Below are 13,444 nucleotides of genomic sequence, written 5' to 3' on the forward strand. Positions count from 1 at the left end.
CGAATTTGCGCGCGCTGGAATAGAAAGAGGCTGCCATGAAGACGACCACCAACGATTTTGCCGATATCAAAGATGGAATCGATAAGATTATGCATCGGCCTGGCGGTGTCGCAGGTGCAGCGTTCAAAGAACTCGTGGGCGCCCTCAATGATTACGGCTTCACGGTCTACAGGCATAAATTCACAGCTCGGTACATTCGTGGTCTTGGTTTCGAAGCTAACACCCTCGTTGATGTTGGTGTAAACCGCGGCACGCCCGAGTTTTGGGACGCATTTCCAGGCAAGAAAATTGTGCTTGTTGAACCTCTTTCCGAAATTCTCGACGTCGCGATGGAAGAAAACCCGGGCTACGAGTTCGTTCCGCTTGCCGCAGGCGCAGGAAGTGAAAATACCAAGATGACCATCAATGTCATGCCGGTGACTGGTCATAGCTCTTTCCTCAAACGGCAAGATCACGCTGATTCCTCACGAACTGTCCCCGTTGTGCGGCTAGACGAGTTCCTTGCCGCGGGCGGGTTTGCCCCCCCCTTTGGGCTTAAAATTGATACTGAGGGCTTTGAAATCGAGGTTCTCAAGGGATGTTCTGGCATAATGAAAGATGTCGAGTTCGTAATTGCCGAATGCTCCATTAAGCGCATGTTCCAAAATGGCTACAAGTTTTCAGAGCTAATTCAGATTATGGCCGATTATGGCTTTCAACTGATGGACATACTGAGTTCATCTGGTGGCCCTCCGAACAATCTCGACTGCGTATTCGTAAAAGAAACCGACAAGCGGCTGATGTTTAGGGTCTAACTATGAAGCTCAAAAAAATCCTGAAGAATATCGGATTTTCGAAGCGACCTCCCAAGAAAACAACATCGAGTACGACTACTCCGGTTCCGAAACCGCCCGCAGTTCCAGTTATCAATATTTGGAAGAACGACGCCATCAAGCTTTCGTTTGATTCCAAGACGTCCGAATGGTGGAGAAATACGCTCCTCATCCAACGACGTACGCCAATCAGCGATGCTGAAGATAACCTTTACCAGGCTATCATCAAGAGCAAGTCGAGCGCCTTCAGCCCAGATCGTCTCTATCGGGTTCTTGTTGACGATGCGCCGTCGTCACTGACAGTGGCAGGCACCGACGACCTCACTCGGAACATTGAGCGGATGATCATCGCCACTAAGCAGACGATGTCAAAGTTCGGATGCATAATTGCAGTCGACCCAGATAATTCGCTCCCTTGGGCTATGCGAGAGTCAACCGCGGACGTAAGACTGATTGTGGTCGAAACCCCTGGACAATCAAAAGAGTTGGATATCCATACGTTGGCAAATGCCGATATTATCGTCACATACAAAGAACCTGCGGACGATGTCATCGCATACTCGGCTAGGCGGATAGATGTCGCCCCCACCCCAGACGCGTTATTCCCAACGCTGGAAGCCGCCGTTATCGATCTGTATCCGAAAGAGTTTAATGTTCTCCTTCCAATCTATAATTGCTGGGAACGGTTGCCTGAGATGGAAGCGGTCGATACGTCAAGGACCGATATTGTTCTGTGGCTTACATGTTCTGAAGACGCCGCACCGTGTGTAAGCGAAACTTTCCGACAATTTGTCGCTGATCTTGCTCCAAAGGTTCATCGAATAGCAGCAACCGACCAGGCCAGGAACCGCTATCTGAACCTAATCGATAGACTTGGAGCGCCTCAAGGTGTGGCTTATTTTTTGGAGCGCGCGTTCCAAGATGGAGCTCGCGTAGAGGTGTACTATGCCTAAGCTGATTGTTCACCTATCAAGAACCCCTGCCGCCGGAGCTCCCATACGCCTGTCGGATACTCTTAACGCCCATACGGGATATAGATCCGTCTGCTTCATCGAAAGTGACTATAAGGGCGGGCAAGCAGGCATCTTCCGAGGTAGCGCGGTCTATCTTCCGGAAGATAAGGATACCCTTGAGCATAGGCTCCTTTCCGAATGCCTCAAACAGGCAGACGTTCTTCACATTCACAATATGATTTCTCCTGGCCTGGCGACTTTGCTTAGGGAGAAACATCCCTACATCCCCACCATTTATCACATGCACTCTCCACGGAGAGAAGGGCCGCTCTATGTACCTCGCGGGGGGGATTTGCAGCGCTCTATTTCGAAAATATTAGTTGTTGCCCAAGCGCATCCCAGGTTTTACCCGGAGGCTATCCCTGTTCCGAATATTGTACCACGACCTCCCTCCCCGATTGATCGTCCCAACGACGAGAAAGTTCGCATCTTGTATGCGCCAATGGAAATTCGGAACGGTCGATGGAATGGAAAGGGCACACCGACCTTAGATGCAGCCCTTGAAGAACTTCGACTTGATCCAGCAGTGGAACTTATTGCTCTGGTGAAACCGGCCCCTTCCCATGTTATCGAGAAGGTCCGAGCCATATCCGACATTACGATCGATGAAGTTGTGACGGGTGGCTTCCATCAGATTTCGATCGAGGGACTGCAAGCCGGCAACGCAGTTGTTAATGGAGCCGATTTTCTGTCATTGAGGACTATGGTTGGTTGGGCGGGAGCGCCCCCCCCTTTTATCGTCAGCAACCCTAAAAACGTCAGGGAGAACCTCATGCGACTGGTTCGCGATAAAGATTATCGCCGCGAGGTTCAGTCGACTTCTGTCGAATATTCAGAGCGGCATCTACAGCCTCAGAACCTTATTAGGCGTTATGTGGAGGTTTATGATGGACTTAGCTGACATTCGGAATCACAAGGAGCGGTTTGCCGGCCAGACTGCCTTCTTGATTGCGAGTGGCCCGTCCATCGCCAATGAAGATTTGTCCTATTTACGAGACAAGATCGTTATCACCGTCAATGGCGCTACACTGCTGCAGGAAAAGTTTAGCCTTGTACCAGCCTATTTTTGCACTACTGACGCAAGGTTTCTCTCTGGCGCAGAAACTCGCGAACTCGGGTCAAACAGAGTTCATTCTTCATCGACGAGGCTCGTGCGGGACATCATTCGTCCGTTTGATGCAGCGAACGAGAAGCACCGCACGATCTATCTTCGGACAATTGCCAAAAACGGCTTTTCCGAAGATCTGGCTGCGGGTTTCTATTTCTGGTGCACATCGGTGTCCATCGGGATTCAGGTGGCCTGGTATGCAGGGATTACACGACTTGCACTCCTAGGTGTGGATTTGGTTTATCGCTCTTCAATGCCACGCTTTTACGCAGAGAGAAAAATACAGCCCATTGATCCATTCCTGAGTGTGCAGATGGCTAACATAATCAAGGCCGCCCGCTGCTTCGAGGCGGCTGGAAGAGAGATAGTTTTGTGCAGCGAGAAATCAATGCTACGGCCCTATCTACGGTATGCGACGCTCTCGGAAGTACTTCAAAGCGAACTGCGGATTGAAAAACGTTCCGCAGTTGCAGTGTAGCCTCGGCCGACTAAATGAGCCGAACTCAAGATAAGCATTGGCATGCCCCTGGTTGAGAGCCATAGATGAAGCTCGCAGACACACCACATCCATGAATTCAGTGGGAAACCGCGTTCTATGTTAGCGGACAATACAGTGCAGACTGGGAAAACTCGGCTAGTCGTCAACCATGTGATGTCCAGCGACCTCAAAAGCGGAATTTTTAGCGACTTCCTCGGTTACTTGGCAGAAAATGGCGGAGATGATATCTCACATATCACTACTATCGCGCCACTTCCGGACGCGGATGTTTATCATTTTCACCGACCTCAACTCGAGGATCGCCTTCCGGCCAATAGCGTCGTAACCGTGCACCATGACCTAGCGGAAAGCGATCCGTGGCTAGATTTCTCACGATTTTCCCAGCCTTACAAAGATGCCGGCCGAATCGTCTGCCTCAATTCACAGCAATATAGATGGCTCACTATGCGAGGGTATGAACGACTTGAGATCATACCTCATGGCTACAACGCGCGGTTTCTGCATCCTATCAAGCGTGGCAGCCGACCAAAGATCATTCTAGGCCTCGCATCTCGACGCTATGGTAGGCGAGTAAAGGGCGAAGCTTTGCTGTTTGAAATCGCAAAGCGCCTCCCCCCCGACAAATTTGGATTTTTGTTGGTCGGTCCTGGGCGGACTCAGGAAGCTCATTTCCTCCTGAACTTTGGGTTCGAAACGCGTGTGTTCGAACACCTCCCCTATCGTCTGTTCCAGCGGTTCTACCAGGAGATCGACGCGCTTTTGATACTAAGTTGGTATGAAGGCGGCCCTGCATGCATCCCAGAAGCTATTGCGACAGCCACGCCGATCATTTCAACTTCAGTGGGGATGGCCCCTGACTACCTCAAGCAAGGCACGAACGGAATATTACTGAAACGTAACCCTGACGTGGACGCCGAACAAATTCGCACGCTGGCAGACGACCCTGCCTTTCACGAGGTGTTGAACAAGGGAGCACACGACCTTAGCAATACCGCAATCTCGTGGATGGAGGTCTCGATGCGCTACCACAGGATATATCGTGAGGTATGCTCCAAATGACCTTTCACGTCCTGCTCTCAGATGACGTGCATCTTCACCCAAGGAATTTCGCGTCTCTATTCGATCTCCTAAACACCACTGCGACCATAAAGTACTCCACGCTCCAGCAAGGAAGAACGCTTTGGAATAGGTATGGCGAATACGTTGGCGTACCAGAAATCGAGGACATCGCCGAACATTTAAGGTCGCTCGATGAGTCCCGACTAAGAGAACTTACGTGTAAGATCGGATCCGGATCCACAAATGCGTTTGAGATTGCGCGTGCCGAAATTCTCTCTTTCGTTACCACCCGCGATAAGGGTTGGTACCGCAACCCTATACCTAATAACGATGATATAATATTTTCAAAGCTCTACTCTCAGAATAATAGTCTACTAAGACTAAACTTAGCTGCTGTCTTGCACTGGTGCAGCATTTATGCAACTGAAATTCGCCGTTATCCCCGCGCAAAAGTTTGCGTCGTCTTTAGTGGCAGTCAAATATACCAAAGACTCCTACTGGAACACTGCAAATCCTCGAATTCACGGGCAATCGTCGTGGAGTCGTTCCAAACCGGAGACGATTTTTACTTTGAAGAGCGCTATACGCCTATATCGGCCGGCTCCGACATTCGCTACTCAACGGTTTTCAATAGCTTGGCTCTCCCGGCTGACCCTCTTGAGCGGCAAAATGAGCGGAACATAGCCTTAAACAAACTTCTGAATGGTCAAAATAAAAACGTCACCCAACCGGACGAGGCTGTTCTCCCCGACTTTAAGGGCAGTGCGCCCTGCATCCTAGTTTCAGCCCAAGTCCAGAACGATTTTTCGATATTAGAAAGCAAACTGGAAGATGTGAACGCCATCGCCAACTACAAGCGCATCGTCGAGGGAATTATTTCGACTACTGACTTCAATGTGATTATCAAGACGCACCCATGGGAACGTCGCAAAACCCATCTAGGCAGGCCGTTTACATATGAGGAGCTGACCACATACTTTAACGATCTGCAGCCTGAGGAGAGAAGCCGTATCCACATCTGCGAGAATGAGAACTTAAGGAAGCTACTCAACAGATGCGACGCATTTGTTACTCTGACATCTCAGTCAGCAATCGAAGCTTGCCTATATGGGGGGTTGCGCCCCTTTACTGCCGGGCACCCATTCTACTCCGCGAAGGGGTTCAGCAATGACTACCAAAACGTAGGAGATCTTATTGCCGCGCTCCGAGACGATAGGTCAAAGTGGTGTCTCGAGCTCTCCGAGTATGAATCGTTTGTGGACTTCGTCACCCGTCTGCTGCAAGTGCAGTTAGCATCCATTCACCGCTCTGGGGTGCGACTTATCCGCGACCGCATCATTGGACACGAGTTCGTGGAAGTCGGAAAGATGTCCCTGAGTAGAGACAGCAAGCAGACTACATCTGTTGCGGTTAAGAAACCTCAGTCGATGGTCAAGCCCCCGCCCATCACAATGTCGAGCTCCGAAGATCCGCCTGACAGCACGGACGACAAAGCATACCAAAATATTGCACCATATAGGCGCCCTTTGGTGCCTATCGTTCGACCATTCGTTGCCAGGATAGGCAACAAGAAGGACGTTCGGGACTTCGATTCTGACCCCGCGGAATTCTTCGCAAAGCTCCGAAATCCATGGTATCGAGGCGTTGGGGCGATCTTGTTCCCACCCAGGAGGTAACCCATGATCTCAGGCAAGAACCTCCTCCTGGGTGCCGTGCAATCACCGTTTTGGATAGCCTCATCTCAACTTCGACGCAGAAAGTCGAATACCTCGGGCCGCCCTCCTCTTTTTCTCTTTGGCTTCTCCAAATGGAAAACCTTTATGGCGGATTGGTTCCCGGACAGGGAGATTATCTTCGTGCCCACGCGGGTTCGCGAATTCGACTTCAACTGTGAATGGAGATGGCGGATTCTTGCCGACACGCGGTCACGGGTCATGGCCTGGCAGTACAAGAGCGTCCCTGGCCTAAAGGACTTTTGCTCGAAACACGGTATCCAATTTCAGTATGTCGAGGACGGCTTCCTTAGGTCTGTCGCCCTCGGAGCGCTTCATACCGAGCCGATATCGTTAACCTTCGATACGCGGGACATGTACTTCAATGCGAATGCGCCAAGCGACCTCGAGATATTGCTTTCGACCTACGATTTCGAGGCGCACCCTGAGTTAACTGCCAGAGCTAGAGCAGTGATAAATACCCTACTCACTGCTCGGCTGAGCAAGTACAATTCTGGTGTTAAAGCTGATATTGAACGCATTTATGGAGCTAAGACGAGAAAGCGCGTTCTCGTTATTGGCCAAGTAGAGCGTGACGCGTCAATTCGCTACGGCTGTATTCGAAAGATAATGAACAACGATCTAGTTTGGCTTGCTCGAGGGGAAAACCCGGATGCGCAGATCATCTACAAGCCTCATCCGGAGGTCCTGCAGGGAACTGCAGAGCCTCTTTCGAATCCAGATCTGGTTAGAGGTGCTGCTCTTGTTCTCGAAGAAGACATAAGCCTTGCTGATGCCTTCGAAAGTATAGATCACGTTTATACGTTAACCTCTCTTTCAGGCTTTGAAGCCTTGATGAGGGGCATTCCGGTGACGACCGTCGGGTGCCCATTCTATTCCGGCTGGGGCATCACTGATGATCGGCAGCCCAACTCCAGGCGCGGACGGAAACTCACGCTGGAACAGGTGTTTGCCGCAGCATATATCCTCTACCCGAAATACCTCGACCCGGTAACGAAGCAGAGAATCGAGATCGAAGAAGCAATTTCCATTCTCAAGATTATGAGAGATAACACCTGACCCGCCTGCCGCACCTTCGAAGTCAGCGAAACCTGCTATCGTTATAGGGCCAAGCTGAACGACGAGAACGAGCAGATCGCCGATCTCCTCATCGGGCTGACACGGGCAAAGAAGAGTTGAGGCTTCGGCTTGTGCTTCCTTTACCTGCGCAACGTCCGAGAACATCGCTGGAACCATAGTAAGCGACAAGCCGAGGCCGTTCAGGCGGCATATGGAGTGCACCCCGTTTGACCGGACATGTCGGCTAGTTTGATTTAGCCCTGATGAACTGCCGAGGGGAAGCCATCTTGAGCGCGGAATGGGGATGGATTTCGTTGTACAACACGACGACAGAACACCCACGGGACCGAGGTTCGCGAGCTTCTGTATCCGTGGCATCCCTGGTCCGGGCGGCTCGTTCACGTGCATGAGGCGGTGTCCAAAGGGACGCATATTTTCCGCTGCAGCCTTTCTGGTTCTTCTTCTGGTCGACTTCTTGAGGTCCCGTCGTGGATGTTCGACAGATCAGTGAGTGGTTGTTGGCGCAGCCTGGCGGTCCCGCACGTCAATCTCGCAAGCCTGCATACTTTGGCAAGATTGCTGAAGGACGCTGATGGCTCATCGCAATCTTCGGTAATGGGCGCAGCATTGGTCTCTCACGAAACGAGTCGGAGAGATGTCCATGCCTCGCCAGTCCATGACATACCAGTTCGATCTGTTTTCGGCCCCGCAGCGGGGGATGACGGCAGGGATGCCGCAATGGCCGGAGTTGCCGGAGGAGATCCGCCAGGCGTTGGCGGTTCTCATCGTGCGACTGTTCGTAGATCACGCAAACTGCGGCCACGCCTCTCAGCAGAAGGAGGCCGGTCATGATGCATGAGAAGATCGGGCCGCACCATTTGGAGCGGAAGGCTATTCTCTATGTTCGGCAGTCCTCGGCTCACCAGGTTCTGCATAATCGAGAGAGCAGCGCCCTCCAGTACGCCATGCGCGACCGTCTGGCAGCGCTTGGATGGTCACAAATAGAGACGGTGGATGACGACCTTGGTCGTTCGGCCGCTGGCGGCGTGACCCGCGCTGGATTTGATCGGATGGTGGCGGAAGTCTGCCTTGGCAAGGTTGGAGCCGTGGCCGCGCGTGAGGTATCGCGTTTCGCCCGGAACAGCCGCGATTGGCAGCAACTCATCGAGATGTGCCGCGTTGTCGATACCGTCCTGGTCGACCAGGAAGCAGTTTATGCGCCCCGCCAGGGCAACGACCGCCTGCTCTTGGGTTTGAAGGGCAGCCTCAACGAGTATGAACTCGATCTCTTGCGTCAGCGTTCCCTTTCCGCCCGCTATGAGAAGGCTCGCCGCGGTGAGCTCGTGGTCACTGTTCCGGCCGGCTTCGTGAAGGCCGGTGACAGGATCGAGAAGGATCCCGACCGACGCATCCAGGAAGCCATTGCACTCGTCTTCGACAAGGTTGCCGAACTCGGCAGTGCGCGGCAGGCTCTGCTATGGTTCCTCGAGCAGGGGCTGGACCTGCCGGTCAGGTGCGCCAACGGTGACGTCATTTGGCGCAGGCCAAATTATGCAACCATCCATCGGATGATTGCGAACCCGATCTACGGCGGCGCTTACGCTTATGGTAAGAGTCGCTCCGTGCCCCGATACGATGGCCGGTCTGGAATTCGTCGCAAGGCGCGCGATGAATGGCTGGCGCTGATCCCGGATGCACATGAAGGTTACGTCAGTTGGGAACGGGCGGAGGAGATCCGCAAGATGGTCAGCGACAATGTACCGGCCAGTCGCCATCATGGAGCGCCGAAGCATGGCGACGCTCTGCTTGCCGGCCTTTTCCGCTGCAAAAGGTGCGGCCGGAAGCTGACGGTTCGTTACACGGGAGCCAACCATAACATCCCGCGCTATTCCTGTTGGCGAGGATTGCTCGACAACGGCGAACCACGTTGCATCGCCTTCGGCGGTCTGCGGGTCGATGACGCGATCGAAGAGGCACTTCTCGGCGTGGTCGAACCAGGAGCCATTGCCGCCGCCATCGAGGCGGAACGCAATATGGCCAGCCAACGCGATCAGGTTCAGGATGTCCTGCTTCGCGACCTCGAGGCAGCACGCTATGGAGCCGACCGGGCATTCCGGCAATATGACGCGGCCGATCCGGAGAACAGACTTGTAACGTCGGAGCTGGAAGCACGCTGGAACAAGACACTCGCACGCGTCGGCGAGATCGAGGCCAAGATTGCCAAACATCGGACAGTTACGCCGCATCCGTTCCCCATGTCCGCATCACAGGTAACCGCACTTGCGGGAAACCTTCGCGCCGTCTGGACGGCGCCGACAACCGATGCAAGGCTGAAGAAGCGCATCGTGCGCACGCTCATCAATGAAGTGGTCGCCGATCTCGATGATGGAACCTCTGAGATCGTCCTCGTCATTCATTGGGTTGGAGGCGTCCACACCGAACTGCGCCTGCCGAAGCGACACCGTGGCCAAAGAAACGCGACCCCTGACGACATTGTCGACGCTGTGAAACAGCTCGTCTTGATCGCCAATGATGATGTGATTGCCGGTGTCCTCAATCGCAACGGACTGACGACCGGCAATGGCAATCGCTGGACACGGGAGCGGGTCACCGCGCTGAGGTCATATCGCAAGATTCCGGTCTTCCGTCCCCAGATCGACGGGGTCGAGCCGTGGCTTAATCTGGGCGGTGCGGCGAAGTTGCTCGGGATAACGCCAAAGACGCTGCGTCTGGCGGCCGAGGCGGGCGATATTGAGGGGGTTCATCCGCTACCCGATGGCCCATGGATCTTCAGCCGTTCCAAACTCGCGACCCCACAAGCACGTCAGATCCTCAATCGTGCCCGGAAGAACCCTCGCCACCCCGCGGGATCGCCTCCAGATCAGGAAAACCTATTCCCTTCAATGACATAGAAAGATGGGTGTCATGAAACAGGATTGTAATCGCTGCGCCAGTTTGAAAGCGCTGATCGAGCATGGGTCAGTGATGAGAAGAGCGTTTCATTCAAGAGCTCATCCCGCAGTCGCCCATTGAAGCTTTCGATGAAGGCGTTCTGGATCGGCTTACCCGGCGCGATGTAGTGCCAATCCACCTTGTCTCGGTCCGTCCATTGCAGGATAGCATTGCTGGTGAACTCGCTGCCATTGTCGCTCATCAAAGGATGACGTTGTTGAGACGGGTTGAGTGACGGGCGGCAATCAGATTCGTATGCGCCGTCTACGCCCCATTGATTTTTCAGTTTCAGCTACTTGGTAGTGCTGCCTGAGGGCCGGATGTGAGCTCACCGGATAGTATCTGACGAGCTCATTGTGAGGCTCTGATGCGCGCGGCATAGGCCCATGGCATCAGGGCATCGATGTCCTTGGCGAGGTGGCCGTTCGCGAGGCGGGTGAAGAGGTCGCACAGATAGGCGTAGGGCTCAACGCCGTTCATTTTGCACGTGCCGATCAGGCTTGCAAACCGGGCCCAATTACGTCCGCCTTCATCATGGCCTGCAAAGAGCGCATTGCGGCGGTTCATGGCCGGGCGACGGATGGCATTCTCCACCAGGTTGGAGTCGATATCGACGTGGCCGTCATCAAGGAAGAGCCGAAAGCCATCTTGCCGTTTCAGCATATAGGCCAGAGCAATGCCGAGATCGGATTTGCGTGAGACACGCGCAGCCTGAGCCGAGAGCCAGGTGAAGAACGCGTCCACCAGCGGAAGGGACAGGTCCTGTCGAACTACCCGGCGATGTTCGGGATCTGAGCCTCGGATACTATCTTCGATCTTGTAAAGCGCGGCGATGCGAATAAGCGCCTCATCGACGATGGGCGATCCCGCCTTCGGCGCGGCCTTGATCAGCTTTCGGCGGCCATGTGCCCAACAGAATGCCAACCTGAGTGGTTTGCCACCCGTGCGATCTGGTGTGGCCAAATGCGAATAGCCACCATAAGCGTCGACTTGGATAGTGCCATTGAAGCCATCAAGGATCTCGGCGGCATATTCTCCTTTACGGCCGGGCCGATAATGGAACACCACACCTGACGGCGCAGAGCCATTCCAGCCGCGGTCGTCGCGTAAAATCGCCCATAGATAGCCGGTCTTCGTCTTGCCGCGCCCCGGATCAAGAACCGGAGCTGTTGTCTCGTCGACATAGAGCCGCGTGCTTTCCAATAGCAGCCGTTTGGCCATGTGGTCGACCACCGGTGCGATTTCGCTGCCCGTGCGCCCCATCCAATCGGCCAGCACCGTGCGGTCTATCGGCACCCCGTGTCGCGCCATGACTTCAGCCTGCCGGTTGAGCGGCATATGTTCGGAATGCTTGGAAACGGCAATCTCCGCCAGTAGGGCTTCGGTCGGCCAGCTTCCTTCCAGGAGGTGTGCCGGCGCTCCGGCCTGGACAACGCCCGTTCGACCCTTGGGGCATGCGTATTTCGGGCGGATCGTGACGATCACCTCGTAGCGTGCCGGCACCCGGTCGAGCCGTTCCGTTCGATCCTCACCGATCCGGACCATGTTGCCGCAACCGCAGGGACAAACGATGCTCTCGGGCTCGATCACTCGCTCGACCCGCGGCAGGTGTTCGGGCAGTGCACGGGCCTTACGCTCCTTGCGAGCAATGGCCTTTTCCGGATCGCCAACCTTTCCAGGATTGTTTGCGCTGGCTTCGATCTTTTTCTCGACGGCGGCGATCCGCGCCTGTGTTTCGGCAATCGCCGTCTCGAGGTCTTCCAGCGCAAGCTCCATCTGCGCCGGATCGAGCTTTTCCGATTTCGGCCCGAACTTCGTGCGCCGATAGTCGTGAACCTGACCCTCAAGCTTCTCGATCAGTTCCTTCAACTCAGTGATGAACGCGTCCTTCTCGGCCACCACAGCCTGCTCATGCTGACGTGCAGCGCGCTCCACCGACAGCTCGAACTGCATCGCCGCAAAGGCTTTGACAACCTCTGGCGGAAGGTCCGGAAACAGGCTGAGATCAAGGGGCGATGACATCGCGCCTTTATAGCAAAGCAGCACGAAAAAGCCAAATAAAACAATGCAAAGATGGACGGATATTCACCCTGCCGCCGACGGCGCGGTCACCCGTCGCGCCATCACCCGTCGCCAGTCAAGACCTTCGAACAAAGCCTCATATTGCCCCCTGGAAAGACGCATCGTCCCATCCTGGACCTTCGGCCAGGCAAAGTTTCCATGTTCAAGAATTTTGTAGGTCAGCACCATTCCGGTGCCATCCCACACCAGGATCTTCAGGCGATCCCCGCGCTTCGACCGGAAGATCACCGTAACCCCGGAATGCGGGTCGAGCTTCAATTCAGTCTGCACCATCAAAGCCAGCGCCTGATGCCCGCAGCGGAAGTCCACCGGCCGCGTCGCAATCAGGATCGGCAGTCGTTGGCCCGCGACGATCATGCCGTCCCTCGCATGGCTCGCACCAGTGCCGCCACACGTTCAACCGGCACGTCACCGGGAACCCGCATCACAAAGTCCGGGCCGATCTCCAGTGTCAAGACCGCTGATACCGCCTCTGGCAGTTTCGGCGGTGCCAAAACACTCGCAGCCTCGCTTGGCTCAGCCACAATCGCCAAAGGCACAAATGCAGGTTCGGCATCACCGTTCTCCGAAAGGCCCGGCATAGCCTCAAAAGGCAGCGCCAGAACCCCATCTCGTGCTTGTCGCCGCCAACTGGAAAGTTGGTTTGCTATAACGTCATGACGACGCGCAACATCAACAACACGAACACCGGGCTGAAAGCTTTCCGCTACAATCCGAGCCTTAACGTCATCCGGCCAACGCCGGTTTCCGCGGCGCGGCTCGACGATTTCGTAGCGACCAACAAATCCATCTTCTGCCATGCAAGTCTCCAGATAACCCTGGAAACCTTCTCGCACACCCAGCAAGCCTCAAAACACAACAAATCCAATGGGGCCCAGACGGCGCTTACTGTCTATTCATCAGCTTGAGCTTCGGACTGGGACAGTCCGGCGGCGGAAGTTTACGCATGCTGCCAAAGAGGCGATTGTTTCAGAGACTCTGAGCGTCGAAACGACAGTGATGGATGTTGCGCGACGTCACGACCTTGATCGGTCATTGGTTTATCGGTGGCGTCGCGAATTTGGCGTTAAAGAGTGCGCGCTTCGTAAAAGTTGGACAGTAATTCCGCTAAATCCCGGACAGCAGTT

Annotated in this window: 13 protein-coding genes and 2 pseudogenes; 11 read left to right on the top strand and 4 right to left on the bottom strand. The window is 54.5% G+C overall.

Features of this window, described 5'->3' with window-relative positions:
- The first annotated feature begins 35 nt into the window (after window positions 1-35).
- The 10 genes and pseudogenes from JL39_RS30810 to JL39_RS04395 all read left to right on the top strand — a co-directional run bounded on the left by JL39_RS30810 (window position 36) and on the right by JL39_RS04395 (window position 10,195).
- Window positions 36-794, top strand: coding sequence for an FkbM family methyltransferase (locus JL39_RS30810; RefSeq protein WP_081952713.1), 759 nt, complete (start codon window positions 36-38; stop codon window positions 792-794).
- 2 nt (window positions 795-796) lie between these two features.
- A complete protein-coding gene (locus tag JL39_RS04360) occupies window positions 797-1,765 on the top strand; it encodes a hypothetical protein (RefSeq protein WP_037146608.1) in 969 nt (322 codons plus the stop codon).
- Entirely contained in the window at window positions 1,758-2,726 is a 969-nt protein-coding gene (locus JL39_RS31470; protein ID WP_152601043.1) for a hypothetical protein, read from the top strand. The genes JL39_RS04360 and JL39_RS31470 overlap by 8 nt, the downstream gene beginning before the upstream one ends.
- Complete coding sequence (locus JL39_RS04370) at window positions 2,710-3,411, top strand: hypothetical protein (RefSeq protein WP_152601044.1); 702 nt, start codon at window positions 2,710-2,712, stop codon at window positions 3,409-3,411. The genes JL39_RS31470 and JL39_RS04370 overlap by 17 nt, the downstream gene beginning before the upstream one ends.
- A gap of 174 nt (window positions 3,412-3,585) precedes the next feature.
- Entirely contained in the window at window positions 3,586-4,491 is a 906-nt protein-coding gene (locus JL39_RS04375) for a glycosyltransferase family 4 protein (RefSeq protein WP_210165741.1), read from the top strand.
- Complete coding sequence (locus JL39_RS04380) at window positions 4,488-6,167, top strand: hypothetical protein (protein WP_161784737.1); 1,680 nt, start codon at window positions 4,488-4,490, stop codon at window positions 6,165-6,167. The genes JL39_RS04375 and JL39_RS04380 overlap by 4 nt, the downstream gene beginning before the upstream one ends.
- Window positions 6,168-6,311: 144 nt before the next feature.
- Window positions 6,312-7,283: a capsular polysaccharide biosynthesis protein gene (locus JL39_RS04385; RefSeq protein WP_052182668.1), complete on the top strand. Its 972-nt coding sequence runs from the start codon at window positions 6,312-6,314 to the stop codon at window positions 7,281-7,283.
- Window positions 7,284-7,286: 3 nt separating this feature from the next.
- Window positions 7,287-7,466: pseudogene (locus JL39_RS30815) on the top strand (IS3 family transposase); the annotation flags it as partial.
- A gap of 478 nt (window positions 7,467-7,944) precedes the next feature.
- A complete protein-coding gene (locus tag JL39_RS32065; RefSeq protein ID WP_037146617.1) occupies window positions 7,945-8,142 on the top strand; it encodes a hypothetical protein in 198 nt (65 codons plus the stop codon).
- Window positions 8,132-10,195, top strand: coding sequence for a recombinase family protein (locus tag JL39_RS04395; RefSeq protein ID WP_037146619.1), 2,064 nt, complete (start codon window positions 8,132-8,134; stop codon window positions 10,193-10,195). The genes JL39_RS32065 and JL39_RS04395 overlap by 11 nt, the downstream gene beginning before the upstream one ends.
- Window positions 10,196-10,218: 23 nt before the next feature.
- Here the strand turns inward: JL39_RS04395 and JL39_RS04400 are convergent.
- The 4 genes and pseudogenes from JL39_RS04400 to JL39_RS04415 form a co-directional block, all read right to left on the bottom strand.
- Window positions 10,219-10,440: pseudogene (locus tag JL39_RS04400) on the bottom strand (integrase core domain-containing protein); the annotation flags it as partial.
- Between the two features lie 146 nt (window positions 10,441-10,586).
- Window positions 10,587-12,257: an IS66 family transposase gene (locus JL39_RS04405; RefSeq protein WP_037146623.1), complete on the bottom strand. Its 1,671-nt coding sequence runs from the start codon at window positions 12,255-12,257 to the stop codon at window positions 10,587-10,589.
- Window positions 12,258-12,320: 63 nt separating this feature from the next.
- Entirely contained in the window at window positions 12,321-12,674 is a 354-nt protein-coding gene (gene tnpB / locus JL39_RS04410) for an IS66 family insertion sequence element accessory protein TnpB (protein ID WP_037146625.1), read from the bottom strand.
- The gene (locus tag JL39_RS04415) at window positions 12,671-13,117 is read right to left on the bottom strand and encodes a transposase (RefSeq protein ID WP_037146627.1); all 447 of its coding nucleotides are present in this window, start codon (window positions 13,115-13,117) and stop codon (window positions 12,671-12,673) included. Before JL39_RS04415 ends, tnpB begins: the two co-directional genes overlap by 4 nt.
- A gap of 67 nt (window positions 13,118-13,184) precedes the next feature.
- Between JL39_RS04415 and JL39_RS30830 the strand changes: the two genes are divergently transcribed.
- Window positions 13,185-13,444: transposase (locus JL39_RS30830; protein WP_244446837.1), on the top strand; the 260-nt coding region annotated here is incomplete at its 3' end.

Source organism: Rhizobium sp. YS-1r, from assembly GCF_000757525.1.
GTDB lineage: Bacteria > Pseudomonadota > Alphaproteobacteria > Rhizobiales > Rhizobiaceae > Neorhizobium > Neorhizobium petrolearium.

Coding starts and splice junctions, on each gene's coding strand:
- JL39_RS04415 (WP_037146627.1), bottom strand. CDS start 13,117: ATGGCAGAAGATGGATTTGTTGGTCGCTACGAAATCGTCGAGCCGCGC.
- JL39_RS04405 (WP_037146623.1), bottom strand. CDS start 12,257: ATGTCATCGCCCCTTGATCTCAGCCTGTTTCCGGACCTTCCGCCAGAG.
- JL39_RS04360 (WP_037146608.1), top strand. CDS start 797: ATGAAGCTCAAAAAAATCCTGAAGAATATCGGATTTTCGAAGCGACCT.
- JL39_RS04395 (WP_037146619.1), top strand. CDS start 8,132: ATGATGCATGAGAAGATCGGGCCGCACCATTTGGAGCGGAAGGCTATT.
- JL39_RS32065 (WP_037146617.1), top strand. CDS start 7,945: ATGCCTCGCCAGTCCATGACATACCAGTTCGATCTGTTTTCGGCCCCG.
- tnpB (WP_037146625.1), bottom strand. CDS start 12,674: ATGATCGTCGCGGGCCAACGACTGCCGATCCTGATTGCGACGCGGCCG.
- JL39_RS31470 (WP_152601043.1), top strand. CDS start 1,758: ATGCCTAAGCTGATTGTTCACCTATCAAGAACCCCTGCCGCCGGAGCT.
- JL39_RS04380 (WP_161784737.1), top strand. CDS start 4,488: ATGACCTTTCACGTCCTGCTCTCAGATGACGTGCATCTTCACCCAAGG.
- JL39_RS04370 (WP_152601044.1), top strand. CDS start 2,710: ATGATGGACTTAGCTGACATTCGGAATCACAAGGAGCGGTTTGCCGGC.
- JL39_RS04375 (WP_210165741.1), top strand. CDS start 3,586: ATGTCCAGCGACCTCAAAAGCGGAATTTTTAGCGACTTCCTCGGTTAC.
- JL39_RS04385 (WP_052182668.1), top strand. CDS start 6,312: ATGGCGGATTGGTTCCCGGACAGGGAGATTATCTTCGTGCCCACGCGG.
- JL39_RS30810 (WP_081952713.1), top strand. CDS start 36: ATGAAGACGACCACCAACGATTTTGCCGATATCAAAGATGGAATCGAT.